Raw genomic sequence first — 13,908 nt, forward strand, 5'->3', positions numbered from 1 at the left:
TTCCGACGGCAGCGAACGACCCACCAGAAAAGGATCGACATCCAGTGACGGATGCGAACACGACTCCCGAGGCCTCCGAGAATTCCACAAGCCGTGTCGAACCGGTCGACATCCAGGTCGAGATGCAGCGCAGCTACCTCGACTACGCGATGTCGGTCATCATCGGCCGCGCCCTGCCCGACGTGCGCGACGGGTTGAAGCCCGTCCACCAGCGCGTGCTCTACGCCATGTACGACGGCGGGTACCGTCCCGACCGCGGTTACTTCAAGTGCGCGCGCGTCGTCGGCGACGTCATGGGTAACTACCATCCGCACGGCGACTCCGCCATCTACGACACCCTGGTGCGGTTGGCGCAGCCCTGGTCGATGCGGATGCCGCTGGTCGACGGCAACGGAAACTTCGGCTCTCCCGGCAATGACCCGGCAGCGGCCATGCGCTACACCGAGTGCAAGCTCGCGCCGCTGGCCATGGAGATGCTGCGCGACATCGACAAGGAGACCGTCGACTTCCGGCCCAACTACGACGGCCGTTCGCAGGAGCCCGTGGTTCTCCCCTCGCGGTTCCCCAACCTCCTGGTCAACGGTTCGGCCGGTATCGCGGTCGGTATGGCCACCAACATTCCGCCGCACAACCTGCGCGAGGTGGCCAACGGCGTCACCTGGTACCTGGAGCACCCCGAGGCCTCCGACGAGGAACTGCTCGACGCGCTCATCGCGCGGATCAAGGGCCCCGACTTCCCCACCAGCGGGCTCATCGTCGGTCGACGCGGCATCGAGGACGCCTACCGTACCGGACGCGGCTCGATCACCATGCGCGCCGTGGTCAACGTGGAGGAGGACGGGAGAGGCCGCCAGTGCCTGGTGGTCACCGAGCTGCCCTACCAGGTCAACCCCGACAACCTCGCGCTGAAGATCGCCGAGCTTGTCAAGGACGGCAAGGTCAACGGGATCGCCGACGTCAAGGACGAGAGCAGCGGCCGCACCGGGCAGCGACTGGTGATCGTCCTCAAGCGCGACGCGGTCGCCAAGGTCGTGCTGAACAACCTCTACAAGCACACCCAGCTGCAGGAGACGTTCGGCGCGAACATGCTGGCCCTGGTCGACGGAGTGCCCCGCACGCTCCGCCTGGACCAGCTCATCCGCCACTGGGTGGTCCACCAGATCCAGGTCATCGTCCGGCGCACTCGCTACCTGCTGCGCAAGGCCGAGGAGCGCGCCCACATCCTGCGTGCGCTGCTCAAGGCGATCGACCGGATCGACGAGGTCATCGCGCTGATCCGGGGCAGCGCCTCCGCGGACGACGCCAAGAGCGGCCTCATGAGCCTGCTGGCCATCGACGACGTCCAGGCGCGGGCGATCCTGGATATGCAGCTACGCAAACTCGCGGCGTTGGAACGCCAGCAGCTCACCAGCGAGTACGACGAGCTGATGGCGCAGATCACCGACTACAACGGGATCCTCGCCTCGCCCGAGCGGCAGCGCGGAATCGTACGCGACGAACTCGCCGAGATCGTCGAGAAGTACGGTGACGATCGCCGTACGCAGATCGTCCCCGACGAGGGCGACATGCGTATGGAGGACTTCATCGCCGAAGAGGACATCGTCGTCACCATCACCCGGGGCGGTTACGCCAAGCGCACCCGCCTCGACAACTACCGGGCACAGAGGCGCGGCGGCAAGGGGGTGCGCGGCGCCCAGCTCAAACAGGACGACATCGTCCAGCACTTCTTCGTGACGACCACGCACAACTGGATCCTGTTCTTCACGAACAAGGGCCGGGTGTACCGCACGAAGGCATACGAGCTTCCCGAGCTGGCCCGGGACTCCCGAGGGCAGCACGTGGCCAATCTGGTGCCGTTCCTGCCCGATGAGGAGATCGCCCAGGTGCTGGCGCTGCGCGACTACGAGGCAGCGCCCTACCTGGTACTGGCCACCCGTTCCGGTCTGGTCAAGAAGACCAAGCTGGAGGACTTCGACTCCGCGCGTTCGGCGGGCATCATCGCCATCAACCTGCGCGAGGACGACGAACTGATCGCCGCCAGGCTGGTCTTCCCGACCGACGACCTGCTGCTGATCAGCAGTAACGCCCAGGCGATCCGGTTCTCCGCGTCGGACGAGTCGCTGCGGCCGATGGGACGGGCGACCAGCGGCGTGATCGGCATGCGTTTCACGGAGGGCGACTACCTGCTCAGCATGGATGTCATCCGTGAGGGCGAGGGTGCCACGGACGTGCTCGTGGCCACCGACGGCGGCTACGCCAAGCGCACCCCGTCCGACCAGTATCCGGTGCAGAAGCGCGGCGGCAAGGGCGTGCTCACGGCCAAGGTCGTGGAGACCCGCGGCAGGCTCGTCGGTGCGCTGATGGTCGATCCCGAGGAGGACGAGATCCTGGCGATCACCTCCAACGGCGGAGTGATCCGCACCAAGTGTGCGGAGATCAAGCGGTCGCAGCGGGCCACGATGGGGGTTCGGCTGATGAACCTCAGCAAGGGCCACCACGTGGTCGCCATCGCGCGCAACGCCGAGGGTATGGACGACGAGGCCGAGAACGGCACCGAGTTCGACGTCGAGTAGTCTCTGCGTTTCACGTGAAACACGTCCACACGCGCGAGGGGAAGGTATTACCCGCCCCTCGCGCGTGACACTGGCCGGTCGGTGGCCGCTCTCAATAGAGTGGCTGTCTGTCATAAGCGACATTCGTCTCGTGGGGTTCGGCGCTGCTGGCCCGACCTCCCGGATTCCACTGTTATATGGAGAGTTCAGCGGTAACGTGGCTATGTCCGACAACGCGCAACGAGAATCCGCTGCATTGGAGTCGAGTGGCACCGGCTCCGAACAGAGCGAAACAGATGCCGCAACGACCACTGAGGTCGACGCTTCCGAGACCGAGACGTCCGAGACGTCCCCGGACTCCGAAACGGTGAGCGAGGCAGACGTCTCCGATGACTCTGCGGGCGCCGAGGAATCCGAGGGCGACGGGGACGCTGTCGAGACGCCGACCCCAGAGGCTGCACAGGGGGATTCGGGTATGGCAGCAGGAGCGGCCTCCGCGCCGGGCACCGGTGGCAAGGCTGTCAAGACGGCCCGCAAGGCGCACCTGACACTGAGCCGGGTCGAGCCGTGGTCGATGATGAAGTTCAGTTTCGTCATCTCCCTGGTCTGCTTCATCGTGCTGTTCGTGGCGGTTGCCGTCCTCTACACCGGGTTGTCCTACCTGGGTGTCTTCGACGCGGTGACCGAACTGATCTCGTCGCTGACCGAAGGCGACGACGGGGGAGACGACCTCAACCTCAACCCGGAGAGCTGGTTCTCGCCCACCCGGGTGCTCGGTTACACCGCCCTGATCGGGGCCCTGAACGTCATCCTCATCACGGCTCTGGCCACCGTCACCGCGATGCTCTACAACCTCGCCGCCGATCTCGTGGGCGGCCTCGACGTGACCCTGAGCGAAACCGAGTAGCTTCCTCTGCCTTGGGTCCGCGCTCCGCGTGGACCCAAGGCCCCCTGGGAACGGGTAGAATGACGGAGTCGGAAGGACACCGCTCCAGTGTCTTCCCGCTCTCACCCACCAGGGTTTTCGGTTCGCCCCACTCCCCTGGATGCGGTAGAGTTCCACACGAACAAGGGCGTATAGCTCAGTCGGTTAGAGCGCATCCCTGATAAGGATGAGGCCCCAGGTTCAAGTCCTGGTACGCCCACTTGTTTTTCCAGCTCAGAGCCTGGTTCTCCCCTGAGGGAGGCCGGGCTCTTGGTCGTTTGACCGTCATTTGACCGTGAGGACGGCCCGGAAGTCCCACTCAGCGGTCGCAGCGGAGTGCTGCCCGGCGGCTCTGGGCCGCACTGAAGAACTACCAGGCCGCCAACGACAACTCCACGCCTTCTTCCGAGCACGCTCCCCCGACCAACTACTGGCCACCGCCGCCCCGTGGACCAGTCCATCGATTCTGAAGGAGGAGAGCACCGAAGCGGTCCTGCCTCAAGGAGGCAGGACCAAGCGGACGGTCAAAGCTTCGGCTAACGAGAGATGAGGCTGTCGAAGAACTTGTAGCTTCCTCCCAGCACCAACAGGGCTGCCAGAAGGGCCTCAGCAGGATGGCGGCCTGCAATCCACGTGAGCGCTCCCACCACTGCTGAACAGAGGCCACTGAGAAGAACCAGAAGAACGAATCGCATGCTCATGGGGGTGGGGCTGGGAGGAGCGTCGGGAGAGGGCGCAGAGCAGGAAGGCGGGGGTGTCGTAGAGTGGCTCATGTAGTCCTTTCCAGCAAGATGGATTACTGACCTGAAGGGCCCTGGCTAGGCAAAGTGCAGGGCCCTTCTTGCTTGTCCGAGGGCAAGGAGATTCGAGCCTTAGCCCTCGCCAAGGCGACAAGAAGGCCAGAGGCTTCGCGCTTCCCGGAGGAGCGTACCACTCCGAGTACTCGCAAGCGAACCTCCTTCACGTGTCACGAGATCGTTCCCTCCTGTGGCCCTCATGTTTTTTGTGACACGAGATCGTTTATGCTATCCCCATAGGGGAGCGCATCGAAAAGAATCCTGGCCATGCCTGTTGCTCTAGAGTGCTCCCCGCGCACGCGGGGATGGTCCCGATCTAGTGTCTCGTTGCACATGCGGGCGAACATGCTCCCTGCGCATGCAGGGCTACAGGGTGAGGGAGTGAGCTCATGACAGGATCACTCCCTCACCCCAAGTTTCCCCACATTTGAGGAAATTTTCTGTTTGCGGCGCTTTCTCCCCTCTCATGCGGTGGAATGTTCCTCATGGCTTCCGATGACTCTCTGTCGCCTTGGCCGGGCGGACTGTCTGATGCCGCGCGGTCGGTATGGGCCAAGCACGACCGCGACATGGGCGGTTGGCTGCCGCTGTGGCGGCACATGGCTGACAGCGCCGCTGTGGCGGGGCGGCTGTGGGATGAATGGCTACCCCGTCAGGTGCGGCGACTGGTCGCCGACGCGCTCCCGGACGGTGCTGCTGATGCCCGGCGGTTGGCGGTGTGGCTGGCCGCGACCCACGACGTCGGGAAAGCCACCCCCGCGTTCGCCTGTCAGGTGGAGGAACTCGCCGGCACCATGCGCCGCGCCGGGCTGGACATGCCGCTGTACAAGCAGATGCCCGACCGCAAGTACGCCCCTCACGGCTTGGCCGGGCAGGTGCTGCTCCAGCAGTGGCTCACCGAACGGCACGGCTGGTCCAAGCGGGAGACCCTCCCGTTCACGATCGTCGCGGGCGGCCACCACGGGGTGCCGCCAACCCAGGCCGACATCAGCAACCTCACCCGGTACCCGGATCTGCTGCGCACGCCCCGCTGCGAGGACGTGTGGCGCGGTGTGCAGGACGAACTGCTCGACACCGCCGCCGCGGTCTGCGGGGTGGCGGAGCGGTTGGGCGAGTGGCGGCAGACCAGGCTGCCGCAGCCGGTGCAGGTGGTGCTGACAGCGCTGGTCATCGTCGCTGACTGGATCGCCAGTAACCCCGATCTCTTCCCCTACTTTCCCGACGGGTGCGCCACCGATCCCGAACGCATCGACACGGCCTGGAGCCGGTTGGACCTGCCCCGCCCCTGGCAGGCGGTGGAACCCGAGGAGGAGCCCGCGGCTCTGTTCGCCGCGCGCTTCGACCTGCCACCGGGAGCGGCGGTCCGCCCGACCCAGGAAGAAGCCGTGCGTCTGGCACGCGAGATGCCCGCCCCAGGGCTGATGATCATCGAGGCGCCGATGGGGGAAGGCAAGACCGAGGCCGCACTCGCCGTCGCCGAAATTTTCGCCGCCCGCTCCGGCGCTGGGGGCTGCTTCATCGCTCTGCCCACGATGGCCACCGGAAACGCCATGTTCCCGCGCATGCTCGACTGGCTGGGCCGTCTCCCCGACCAACGGGCCGAGCCAGGAGCGCACTCGGTGTTTTTGGCCCACTCCAAGGCCGCCCTGAACGAAAAGTACACCGAGCTGGCACGCCAGGGCCCCACCCGGATCGCCGACGTCGACCGCGACGGTGCGGAAGACGAGTGGCGATATCAAGCGGACGAACGGGTCGCCTCGGCGGAACTGGTCGCCCACCACTGGTTGCGCGGCCGGAAGAAAGGCATGCTGTCCTCGTTCGTGGCCGGCACGATCGACCAGCTGCTGTTCGCTGGACTGAAGAGCCGCCACCTGGCGCTGCGCCACCTCGCCGTGGCGGGCAAGGTGGTGGTGATCGACGAGGCGCACGCCTACGACACCTACATGAACTCCTACCTCGACCGGGTGCTGTCCTGGCTGGGTGCCTACGGCGTGCCGGTGGCGGTGCTCTCGGCGACCTTGCCCGCCCGTCGCCGCCGTGAACTCGTCGAGGCCTACACCGGTTCCACGGTTACCGACACCGATCTCGCTCAGGTGGAGAAGGCCGACGGCTATCCGCTGCTCACCGGCGCCGCTCCACAAGCGGCTCCGCGTATGTCTCTTCCCGCGGCCTCGGGGCGTGGCATCGACGTGCGCGTGGAGCGCCTGGACGACGACCTGGACGTGCTGGCCGACCGGCTGGACGAGGAACTCGGGGAAGGCGGTTGTGTCCTGGTCGTGCGCAACACGGTCGACCGGGCCCACCAGGCCGCCCAGCGCCTGCGTCAGCGCTTCGGCAGTGACCATGTGACCGTCGCCCACGCCCGTTTTGTGGACCTGGACCGGGTGGAGAACGACGCTGCACTGCTGGCCACGTTCGGCCCTCCGGAGAAGGTCGCGGAGGCCGGCGGAAAGCGCCCCGGAAAGCACATCGTGGTCGCCAGCCAGGTGGTGGAACAGTCCCTCGACGTCGACTTCGACCTGCTGGTGAGTGACCTCGCGCCGGTCGACCTGCTGCTGCAGCGAATGGGACGCCTGCACCGCCACCAGCGCGGCGAGGAGCAGAGCGAGCGTCCGGCGCGGCTGCGCACCGCACGATGCCTGGTCACTGGAGTCAACTGGACGGCGGAGGTCCCCGAACCGGTCCGAGGGTCCCGTCTGGTCTACCGGGACTATCCGCTGCTGCGCTCCCTTGCGGTGCTGGAACCCCACTTCGCGGGAACCGCTCAGACAGGAGGCACGGTCCGGCTGCCCGATGCCATCAGCCCGCTGGTGCAGGCGGCCTACGGCTCCGAATCGGTCGGCCCCGCCACATGGCAGGAAGCCTTGGAGAAGGCCCGGTACGACCACGAGGTTCACCAGTCCGAACAGCGCGTCAAAGCCGAGGACTTCCTGCTCGACAAGGTGAAGAAGCCCGGCAGAGCCCTGACCGGGTGGGTGGACGCCGGGGTGGGCGACGCCGACGACACGCGCAAGGGCGCGGCGCAGGTCCGCGACAGCCGCGAGAGCCTGGAGGTCCTGGTCGTTCAGCGGCGCGTCGACGGTGTGTTGACCACCCTCCCGTGGCTGAGCAAGAACCGCGGCGGCCTGGAACTGCCCACCGACGCGGTGCCCCCCGCCTGGCTCGCGCGCACTGTCGCCGCGTCGGCCCTGCGCCTGCCCTACCAGTTCGGCTTCCCCAAAGTCCTCGATCAAGCCATCGCCGAACTCGAAGCCGAATGCGTCCCGGCGTGGCAGACCAAGGAATCGCACTGGCTGGCAGGGGAGCTGATCCTGATCCTGGACGAGAACTGTCGTAGCCGCCTGGCAGGCTACGGCCTCCGCTACACCCGCACCGACGGTCTTGAGGTCCACCGTGACAACTGAAACCTCTCACCTCTCCTTCGACCTGGTCACGCGGCCGTGGCTTCCGGTGCAGTACCGGGACGGTTCCCAGAGTGAACTGTCGCTGCTGGAGGTCTTCGAGCAGGCGCCGCGCCTGCGTCGTCTCGTCGGGGACGTCCCCACCCAGGAGTTCGCGCTGGTGCGGCTGCTGCTGGCGGTCCTGCACGACGCGATCGACGGGCCCGAGGACTCCGACGAGTGGTCCGAGTTGTGGACGGAGGCCGAGGAAGAACAGGAACTGCCGGTCGACCGGATCGCGGACTACCTGGAGCAGCACCGCGACCGCTTCGACCTGCTGCACCCCACCACCCCGTTCTTCCAGGTCGCTGACCTGCACACCGCGAAGAACGAGATCTTCTCGCTGGACCGGATCGTCGCCGACGTCCCCAACGGGGCGCCGTTCTTCACCATGCGGGCCCGCGGTGTGGACCGCATCGGTTTCGCCGAGGCCGCACGCTGGGTGGTGCACGCCCACGCCTACGACGTCTCCGGCATCAAGTCCGGCGCCGTGGGCGACCCCCGCGTCAAGGGCGGCAAGGGCTACCCGCAGGGGGTGGGCTGGGCCGGAAACCTCGGCGGCATCCTGGTCGACGGCACGAACCTGTACGAGACGCTGCTGCTCAACCTCGTCGCCTTCGACACCGACAACCTCAGAGTCACCCCGGACGACCGTCCCGCCTGGCGGCACACACCCACCACCGCCGCCCCCACCGACGCCAAGGAACTGGCAGGCCGCCCGCAGGGCCTGCGCGACCTCTACACCTGGCAGAGCCGCCGCATCCGGCTGCACTACGACGCCGGCGGCGTGTACGGGGCACTGCTCACCTACGGCGACCCGCTGCCCGCGCGCAACATGCACAACCGCGAACCGATGACCTCATGGCGGCGCAGCCCGGCCCAGGAGAAGAAACTCGGACTGGCACAGGTCTACCTGCCACGCGAGCACGATCCGGCCCGCAGCGCCTGGCGTGGCCTGGGCGCGCTGGTAACGGGTCAGGTACACGGAGCCGAGCAGCGCGGTGAGGCCGCCACCGTCGTGCGGCCGCGCATCCTCGACTGGGTGGCCCGCCTCGTCAACGAGGAGTTCCTCCCCAAGGACTACCTCATCCGTGCCCGGCTCATCGGCGCCTTCTACGGCACCCAGCAGTCCGTCATCGACGAGATCGTCGACGACCAGGTGGCCATGGCCGTGGTGCTGCTGCACGAACGCGACAGCGGACTCGGACACACCGCAGTCAGAGCCGTCGAGGATGCCGAAGCCGCGGTCACCGTCCTGGGGAACCTCGCCACCGCGCTGGCCGAAGCCGCCGGAGCCGAACCCGAAACGCCTCGCGCCACGGCACGCGACCTCGGGTTCGGCGCACTCGACGGCCCCTTCCGCGCCTGGTTGAGCACCCTCACCCCTGGAGTTGACGCCGCCGAACGCCGTAGCGCCTGGCAGCAGCAGACCCATCGCATCATCAGCGGCCTCGGCCGGCAGTTGGTGCACGAGGCGGGGGAAGCGGCTTGGACCGGGCGGGTTGTCGAGATCAAGAGCGGCAACTCCGTCTGGCTCAACGCCTCCCATGCCGACCTGCGGTTCCGTACCGAACTGAAGAAGAGGCTCTCCATGTCCAGCACCGAGCAGACAGGCGAGGCAGCAGCGTGACCACCACCGACACCACGCGGACATCCCTGACCTGGGTGGGGACGTTCGTCGATCAGCGCGTCCGAGAAATCCAGGAAGGCTACCGCCAAGACCGCCCCGATGCCGTGGCGGCCTTGGCCCGACTGCGGCGAGGCGCGGGCAGGACCATCGAGGAAGCCCCCGACCTGTGGGGACTCGCCCTGGACGACCGGTTCTACGAAAACGCCCCCCGCATCGGTGAGGAGGAGATGAGCCGCGCCGAGAACGCCGCGCACATCGCCCTCACCCTCTATGCGGTCCATCAGCAGTCACGCCGCGACGACCGCATGCACCAGCGCGGCCGCGGCCTGGGCGAAGCCGTGCGCAGACTCATGCCTCCCGGCGAGATCGAGGAGCCGCTGCGCCGACGCTTCGTACAGGCGGGCAGCGCCACCACTGTCCACGTTCTCGCCTACCGGCTGCGCGAAATCGTCACACTGCTGCGCCGCGACGCCATCCCACTCGACTACGGACTGCTCGCCGACCAGATCCACCAGTTCCGAACCCCAGAGGGGGCGAAGAAGGTCCGCGCCGCATGGGGACGCGGATTCCACGCCTACCGGCCCAAGGCCACCCAAAACCCCGCACCGGGCACCGGCACCTCCACCGACACGACCGACAAGGACCACTCATGAGCCGCACCATCATCGACCTGCACATCCTGCAGACCGTCCCGCCCAGCAACCTCAACCGCGACGACACCGGCACCCCCAAGACCGCGATCTACGGTGGAGTGCGCCGCGCCCGGGTCTCCAGCCAGGCGTGGAAGCGCGCCACCCGCATGGCCTTCAACAGCCTGCTGCCCCCCGAGGACCTGGGCGTGCGCACCAAGCGCGTGGCCGAGTTGCTGGCCGAGCGGATCCGCCGCCTCGACAACTCCATCGAGGAGAAGGAAGCCTGGACCCTGGCCGCCGAAACCATCCAGGCCGCCACCGGATCCAAGATCGAGGTGCCCAAGCGCAAGGCCGCCGCGGCGAAGAAGAGCGAGGACAACCCCGCCCCCGAATCCTCCTACCTGATGTTCCTGAGTACCCGCCAACTCGACGGCCTGGCCGGGCTCGCCGTCGAGGGCCGCGCCGACATCAAGGCGTTCCTCAAGGACAAGGACACCAAGAAGCGGGCCAAGGAGATCGCCGACACCCGCCACTCGGTCGACATCGCCCTGTTCGGCCGCATGGTCGCCGACGGTGCCGACATCAACGTCGACGCCGCCGCCCAGGTTGCCCACGCCATCAGCGTGCACGCGGTGGAGAACGAGTCCGACTACTACACCGCCGTCGACGACCGCAACCCCGACGACGAGACCGGCGCGGGCATGATCGGCACCGTGGAGTTCAACTCCGCCACCCTCTACCGCTACGCCGCCCTCGACGTCGACCTGCTGCGCAAGAACCTCGGCGAAGGGCTGCGCGAGGACGAGTCGGTCACCGAACCGCTGCGCCGCGCTGTTGAGGCGTTCGTGCGCGGATTCGTCGAGTCACTGCCCACCGGCAAGGTCAACACCTTCGGCAACCACACGCTCCCTGACGCGGTGATCGTCAAAGTCCGCACCTCCCGACCGGTCAGCTTCGCCAGCGCCTTCGAAGAACCCGTCACGGTCACGGAAGACAGTGGCCACCTGCGGCAGGCCAGTGAGCGCCTGGCCGCCTACATCCCCGACATCGAACGCGCCTACGGTGTCGAGGACGACACGGACACGTGGGTGCTCCGCGTGGGGCAGAGCACCGAGAAACTCTCCGGCCTCGGCACCGAGGTGGCACTGCCCGACCTGGTCACCGCGGTCGGCGCGGCCGTCGCGCAGCGAGCGGCGGACCAGTGAGCGTTCTGGCGCTGCTGCTGGCCGGCCCCTTGCAGGCGTGGGGGGCCTCGGCCCGCTTCGCACGGCGCACCACCGAACACGCCCCCACCAAAAGCGGCGTCCTCGGTCTGCTCGCCGCAGCCCAGGGACGCGAACGCACCGATGACCTGTCCGACCTTGCCGCGCTGCGCTTCGGCGTGCGTATCGACCAGCGCGGCACCCGCATCCGCGACTACCAGACCGCCAAGCACCTCGACACCGGCAGATCCATGCCGGTCTCCGAACGCTTCTACCTGGCCGACGCCGTGTTCGTGGCGGCGGTCGAAGGCGACGACACACTCGTCAACGACCTGCACCGGGCCGTACGCAATCCGGTGTACCTGCCCTACCTGGGACGGCGCTCCTGCCCACCCGCACGCCCCCTTGACCTTGGCATCCACGACGGCAGGACACTCGAACAGGTCCTGAAAGAAGAGAAGTGGCACGCCGCCGGCTGGTACCAGCGCCGCCTGCGCGACCAACCCGAGGTCACACTCGGCCTCCTCATCGACGCGTTTCCAGGAGATCCCGGCGCCGACAGCCTGCGCGACCTGCCGCTCAGCTTCGACCCGCTGCACCGCCGCTACGCCCTGCGCGGCGTCCGCTCCGACACGGTCAGCGTCCCCAACCCGTGCGCGCGCCGGACCACACCTCCCGACCACGACCCGATCTCCGCGCTGGGAGGCGAATGATGTACCTCACCCGCTTCCGCCTCAACACCGCACGCAGCGGGGCGCGTAAACTGCTGGCCTCACCACAGGCCATGCACGCCGCCGTCATGAGTTCCTTCCCGACCCTGCTGCCCAGCGACACCAGCGGTCCGCGCGTGCTGTGGCGAGTCGACCGCACCTCCAGGGCCGAGGTGTTCCTCTACATCGTCAGCCCGCCCGAACCCGACCTGACCCACCTGGTGGAACAGGCCGGATGGTCGACCCAACCAGAGTGGCAGACCCACGACTACGCCCCGTTCCTGTCCCGGCTGGCCAGGGGAGACGTCTGGGCGTTCCGGCTCACCGCCAACCCGGTGCACAGCATCCGCCGCAAGCCCGGAGAGCCGACCAAGCTCACCGCGCACGTCACCCCGCGCCACCAGATGGGCTGGCTGCTGAGTCGCCAGGACGCCGCGGGCTTCCGGGTGGTGGAGAAACCGGTGGAGCAGCGTCGGCTCCCCCAAGGAGACGAGTACGAGCTGGTCGTGCACAACCGCCAGAACCGCGCATTCACCAAGAAGACGTCGAAAGACGGCCTGGTATCCCTGGTCACCGCGACCTTCGACGGCCGACTGGAAGTCACCGACCCCGACGCGCTGCGCCGCACCCTCACCACAGGACTGGGGAGGGCCAAAGCCTACGGGTGCGGCCTGATGACCCTGGCCCCGGCGGACTCCGACCGATGACGACGGTCGGGAAACGACGCGCCTCCACCCCGCGCGAACTCACCCGGGCGGCGGACCGGCTGTCCTTCGTCTACCTGGAGCGGTGCACCGTGCACCGCGACGCCAACGCCATCACCGCCGAGGACGGCGAAGGAGTCACACACATTCCCTCGGCCACCATCGGAACCCTGCTGCTGGGGCCGGGAACCCGCGTCACCCACCAGGCGATGAGCGTGCTCGGCGACAGCGGCGCGGGCGTGGTGTGGGTGGGAGAACACGGAGTGCGCTTCTACGCGGGCGGCCGGTCACTGACACGCTCGGCCGCCCTGGCCGAGGCCCAAGCCAAAGCCTGGGCCAACCGCACCACACGGCTTCAGGTAGCCCGTGCCATGTACCGGATGCGTTTCCCCGGTGAGGACCCCTCAGGCCTCACCCGCCAGCAGATGCTCGGCAGAGAGGGAAAACGGATCAGGGAGTTCTACCGCAGGGAAGCCGCCAGGGTCGGCGTCCCCTGGCACGGTCGACGCTTCACACCCGGGGATTTCAACTCCGGCGACCCGCCCAACCAAGGAATCACCGCGGCGGCGCAGTGTCTCTACGGCATCGCCCAAGCGGTTGTCGCCGCCTTGGGGTGCGTTCCCGCACTGGGATTTGTGCACTCCGGCCACGAGCTGTCGTTCGTGCTCGACGTCGCGGACCTCTACAAGACCGAGGTGGGCATCCCCATCGCTTTCGAGGTTGCGGCGGAAAGCCCGGAAGAGGTCGGGCCCCGCACCCGCCGGGCCGTCCGTGACCACGTGAGCAGAACCGGATTCCTCAACCGCTGCGTCCGCGACATCAAAACCCTCCTCCTGCCTGAAGGGGGAGACGCCGACACCGCAGAGGACACCGCTTTCGACCGCGTCGTCCTGCTGGCGGACCGCGGAGCCGACATGGAGTCCGGCCGCAACTACGCCGACGCCTTCGAACACGGAGTGATCTGGTGACCGTCATCGTGCTCACGAACTGCCCCGCAGGACTGCGGGGCTTTCTCACACGCTGGCTCCTGGAGATCTCCCCTGGCGTCTTCATTGGAGGCCCTTCAACCCGTATCCGAGAGGTGCTCTGGGCCGAGGTGAAGGAATACGCAGGCAACGGGCGCGCCCTGCTGGCCTACAACACCGACAACGAGCAGGGCTTCGCCTTCAAAACCTACGACCACAAGTGGATCCCGGTAGACCACGAAGGCTTGGTGCTCATCCGTCGGCCCAGCGAACCGCAGACTGTCACCTCACAGGTCAAGCCCCAGGGGTGGAGCAAGGCAGCGAAACGCCGCCGATTCGGGAGGCGGTAGT

General features: G+C 67.4%; 10 protein-coding genes and 1 tRNA gene. All 11 read left to right on the forward strand.

Translation table 11 applies throughout. The features are described 5' to 3' along the window. The first annotated feature begins 44 nt into the window (after positions 1-44). The 11 genes from gyrA (at position 45) to cas2e (ending at position 13,907) form a co-directional block, all read left to right on the forward strand. Positions 45-2,573, forward strand: coding sequence for a DNA gyrase subunit A (gyrA, locus tag NI17_RS20015; RefSeq protein WP_068693553.1), 2,529 nt, complete (start codon positions 45-47; stop codon positions 2,571-2,573). 454 nt (positions 2,574-3,027) lie between these two features. Beyond that, positions 3,028-3,459: a DUF3566 domain-containing protein gene (locus NI17_RS20020; protein WP_234402112.1), complete on the forward strand. Its 432-nt coding sequence runs from the start codon at positions 3,028-3,030 to the stop codon at positions 3,457-3,459. A 164-nt stretch (positions 3,460-3,623) separates the two neighbouring features. Continuing rightward, a tRNA-Ile gene (locus NI17_RS20025) sits at positions 3,624-3,697 on the forward strand. Positions 3,698-4,759: 1,062 nt separating this feature from the next. Next, entirely contained in the window at positions 4,760-7,678 is a 2,919-nt protein-coding gene (locus NI17_RS20030) for a CRISPR-associated helicase/endonuclease Cas3 (protein WP_068693549.1), read from the forward strand. Further along, a complete protein-coding gene (gene casA / locus NI17_RS20035) occupies positions 7,668-9,344 on the forward strand; it encodes a type I-E CRISPR-associated protein Cse1/CasA (RefSeq protein ID WP_068693547.1) in 1,677 nt (558 codons plus the stop codon). Before NI17_RS20030 ends, casA begins: the two co-directional genes overlap by 11 nt. Further along, on the forward strand, positions 9,341-9,997 hold the full coding sequence (gene casB / locus NI17_RS20040) for a type I-E CRISPR-associated protein Cse2/CasB (protein ID WP_068693545.1): 657 nt from the start codon (positions 9,341-9,343) through the stop codon (positions 9,995-9,997). Before casA ends, casB begins: the two co-directional genes overlap by 4 nt. Then, on the forward strand, positions 9,994-11,181 hold the full coding sequence (gene cas7e / locus NI17_RS20045) for a type I-E CRISPR-associated protein Cas7/Cse4/CasC (RefSeq protein WP_068693543.1): 1,188 nt from the start codon (positions 9,994-9,996) through the stop codon (positions 11,179-11,181). Before casB ends, cas7e begins: the two co-directional genes overlap by 4 nt. Next, positions 11,178-11,891: a type I-E CRISPR-associated protein Cas5/CasD gene (gene cas5e, locus NI17_RS20050; protein ID WP_119268208.1), complete on the forward strand. Its 714-nt coding sequence runs from the start codon at positions 11,178-11,180 to the stop codon at positions 11,889-11,891. Before cas7e ends, cas5e begins: the two co-directional genes overlap by 4 nt. After that, complete coding sequence (cas6e, locus tag NI17_RS20055) at positions 11,891-12,595, forward strand: type I-E CRISPR-associated protein Cas6/Cse3/CasE (protein WP_068693541.1); 705 nt, start codon at positions 11,891-11,893, stop codon at positions 12,593-12,595. The genes cas5e and cas6e overlap by 1 nt, the downstream gene beginning before the upstream one ends. Further along, the gene (gene cas1e, locus NI17_RS20060) at positions 12,592-13,560 is read left to right on the forward strand and encodes a type I-E CRISPR-associated endonuclease Cas1e (protein ID WP_068693535.1); all 969 of its coding nucleotides are present in this window, start codon (positions 12,592-12,594) and stop codon (positions 13,558-13,560) included. Before cas6e ends, cas1e begins: the two co-directional genes overlap by 4 nt. Next, on the forward strand, positions 13,557-13,907 hold the full coding sequence (cas2e, locus tag NI17_RS20065) for a type I-E CRISPR-associated endoribonuclease Cas2e (RefSeq protein ID WP_068693534.1): 351 nt from the start codon (positions 13,557-13,559) through the stop codon (positions 13,905-13,907). The genes cas1e and cas2e overlap by 4 nt, the downstream gene beginning before the upstream one ends. Position 13,908: the final 1 nt, after the last annotated feature.

Origin of the sequence: Thermobifida halotolerans (assembly GCF_003574835.2) — a bacterium.
Classification (GTDB): domain Bacteria; phylum Actinomycetota; class Actinomycetes; order Streptosporangiales; family Streptosporangiaceae; genus Thermobifida; species Thermobifida halotolerans.

Coding starts and splice junctions, on each gene's coding strand:
- NI17_RS20020 (WP_234402112.1), top strand. CDS start 3,028: ATGGCAGCAGGAGCGGCCTCCGCGCCGGGCACCGGTGGCAAGGCTGTC.
- NI17_RS20030 (WP_068693549.1), top strand. CDS start 4,760: ATGGCTTCCGATGACTCTCTGTCGCCTTGGCCGGGCGGACTGTCTGAT.
- cas7e (WP_068693543.1), top strand. CDS start 9,994: ATGAGCCGCACCATCATCGACCTGCACATCCTGCAGACCGTCCCGCCC.
- cas6e (WP_068693541.1), top strand. CDS start 11,891: ATGTACCTCACCCGCTTCCGCCTCAACACCGCACGCAGCGGGGCGCGT.
- cas1e (WP_068693535.1), top strand. CDS start 12,592: ATGACGACGGTCGGGAAACGACGCGCCTCCACCCCGCGCGAACTCACC.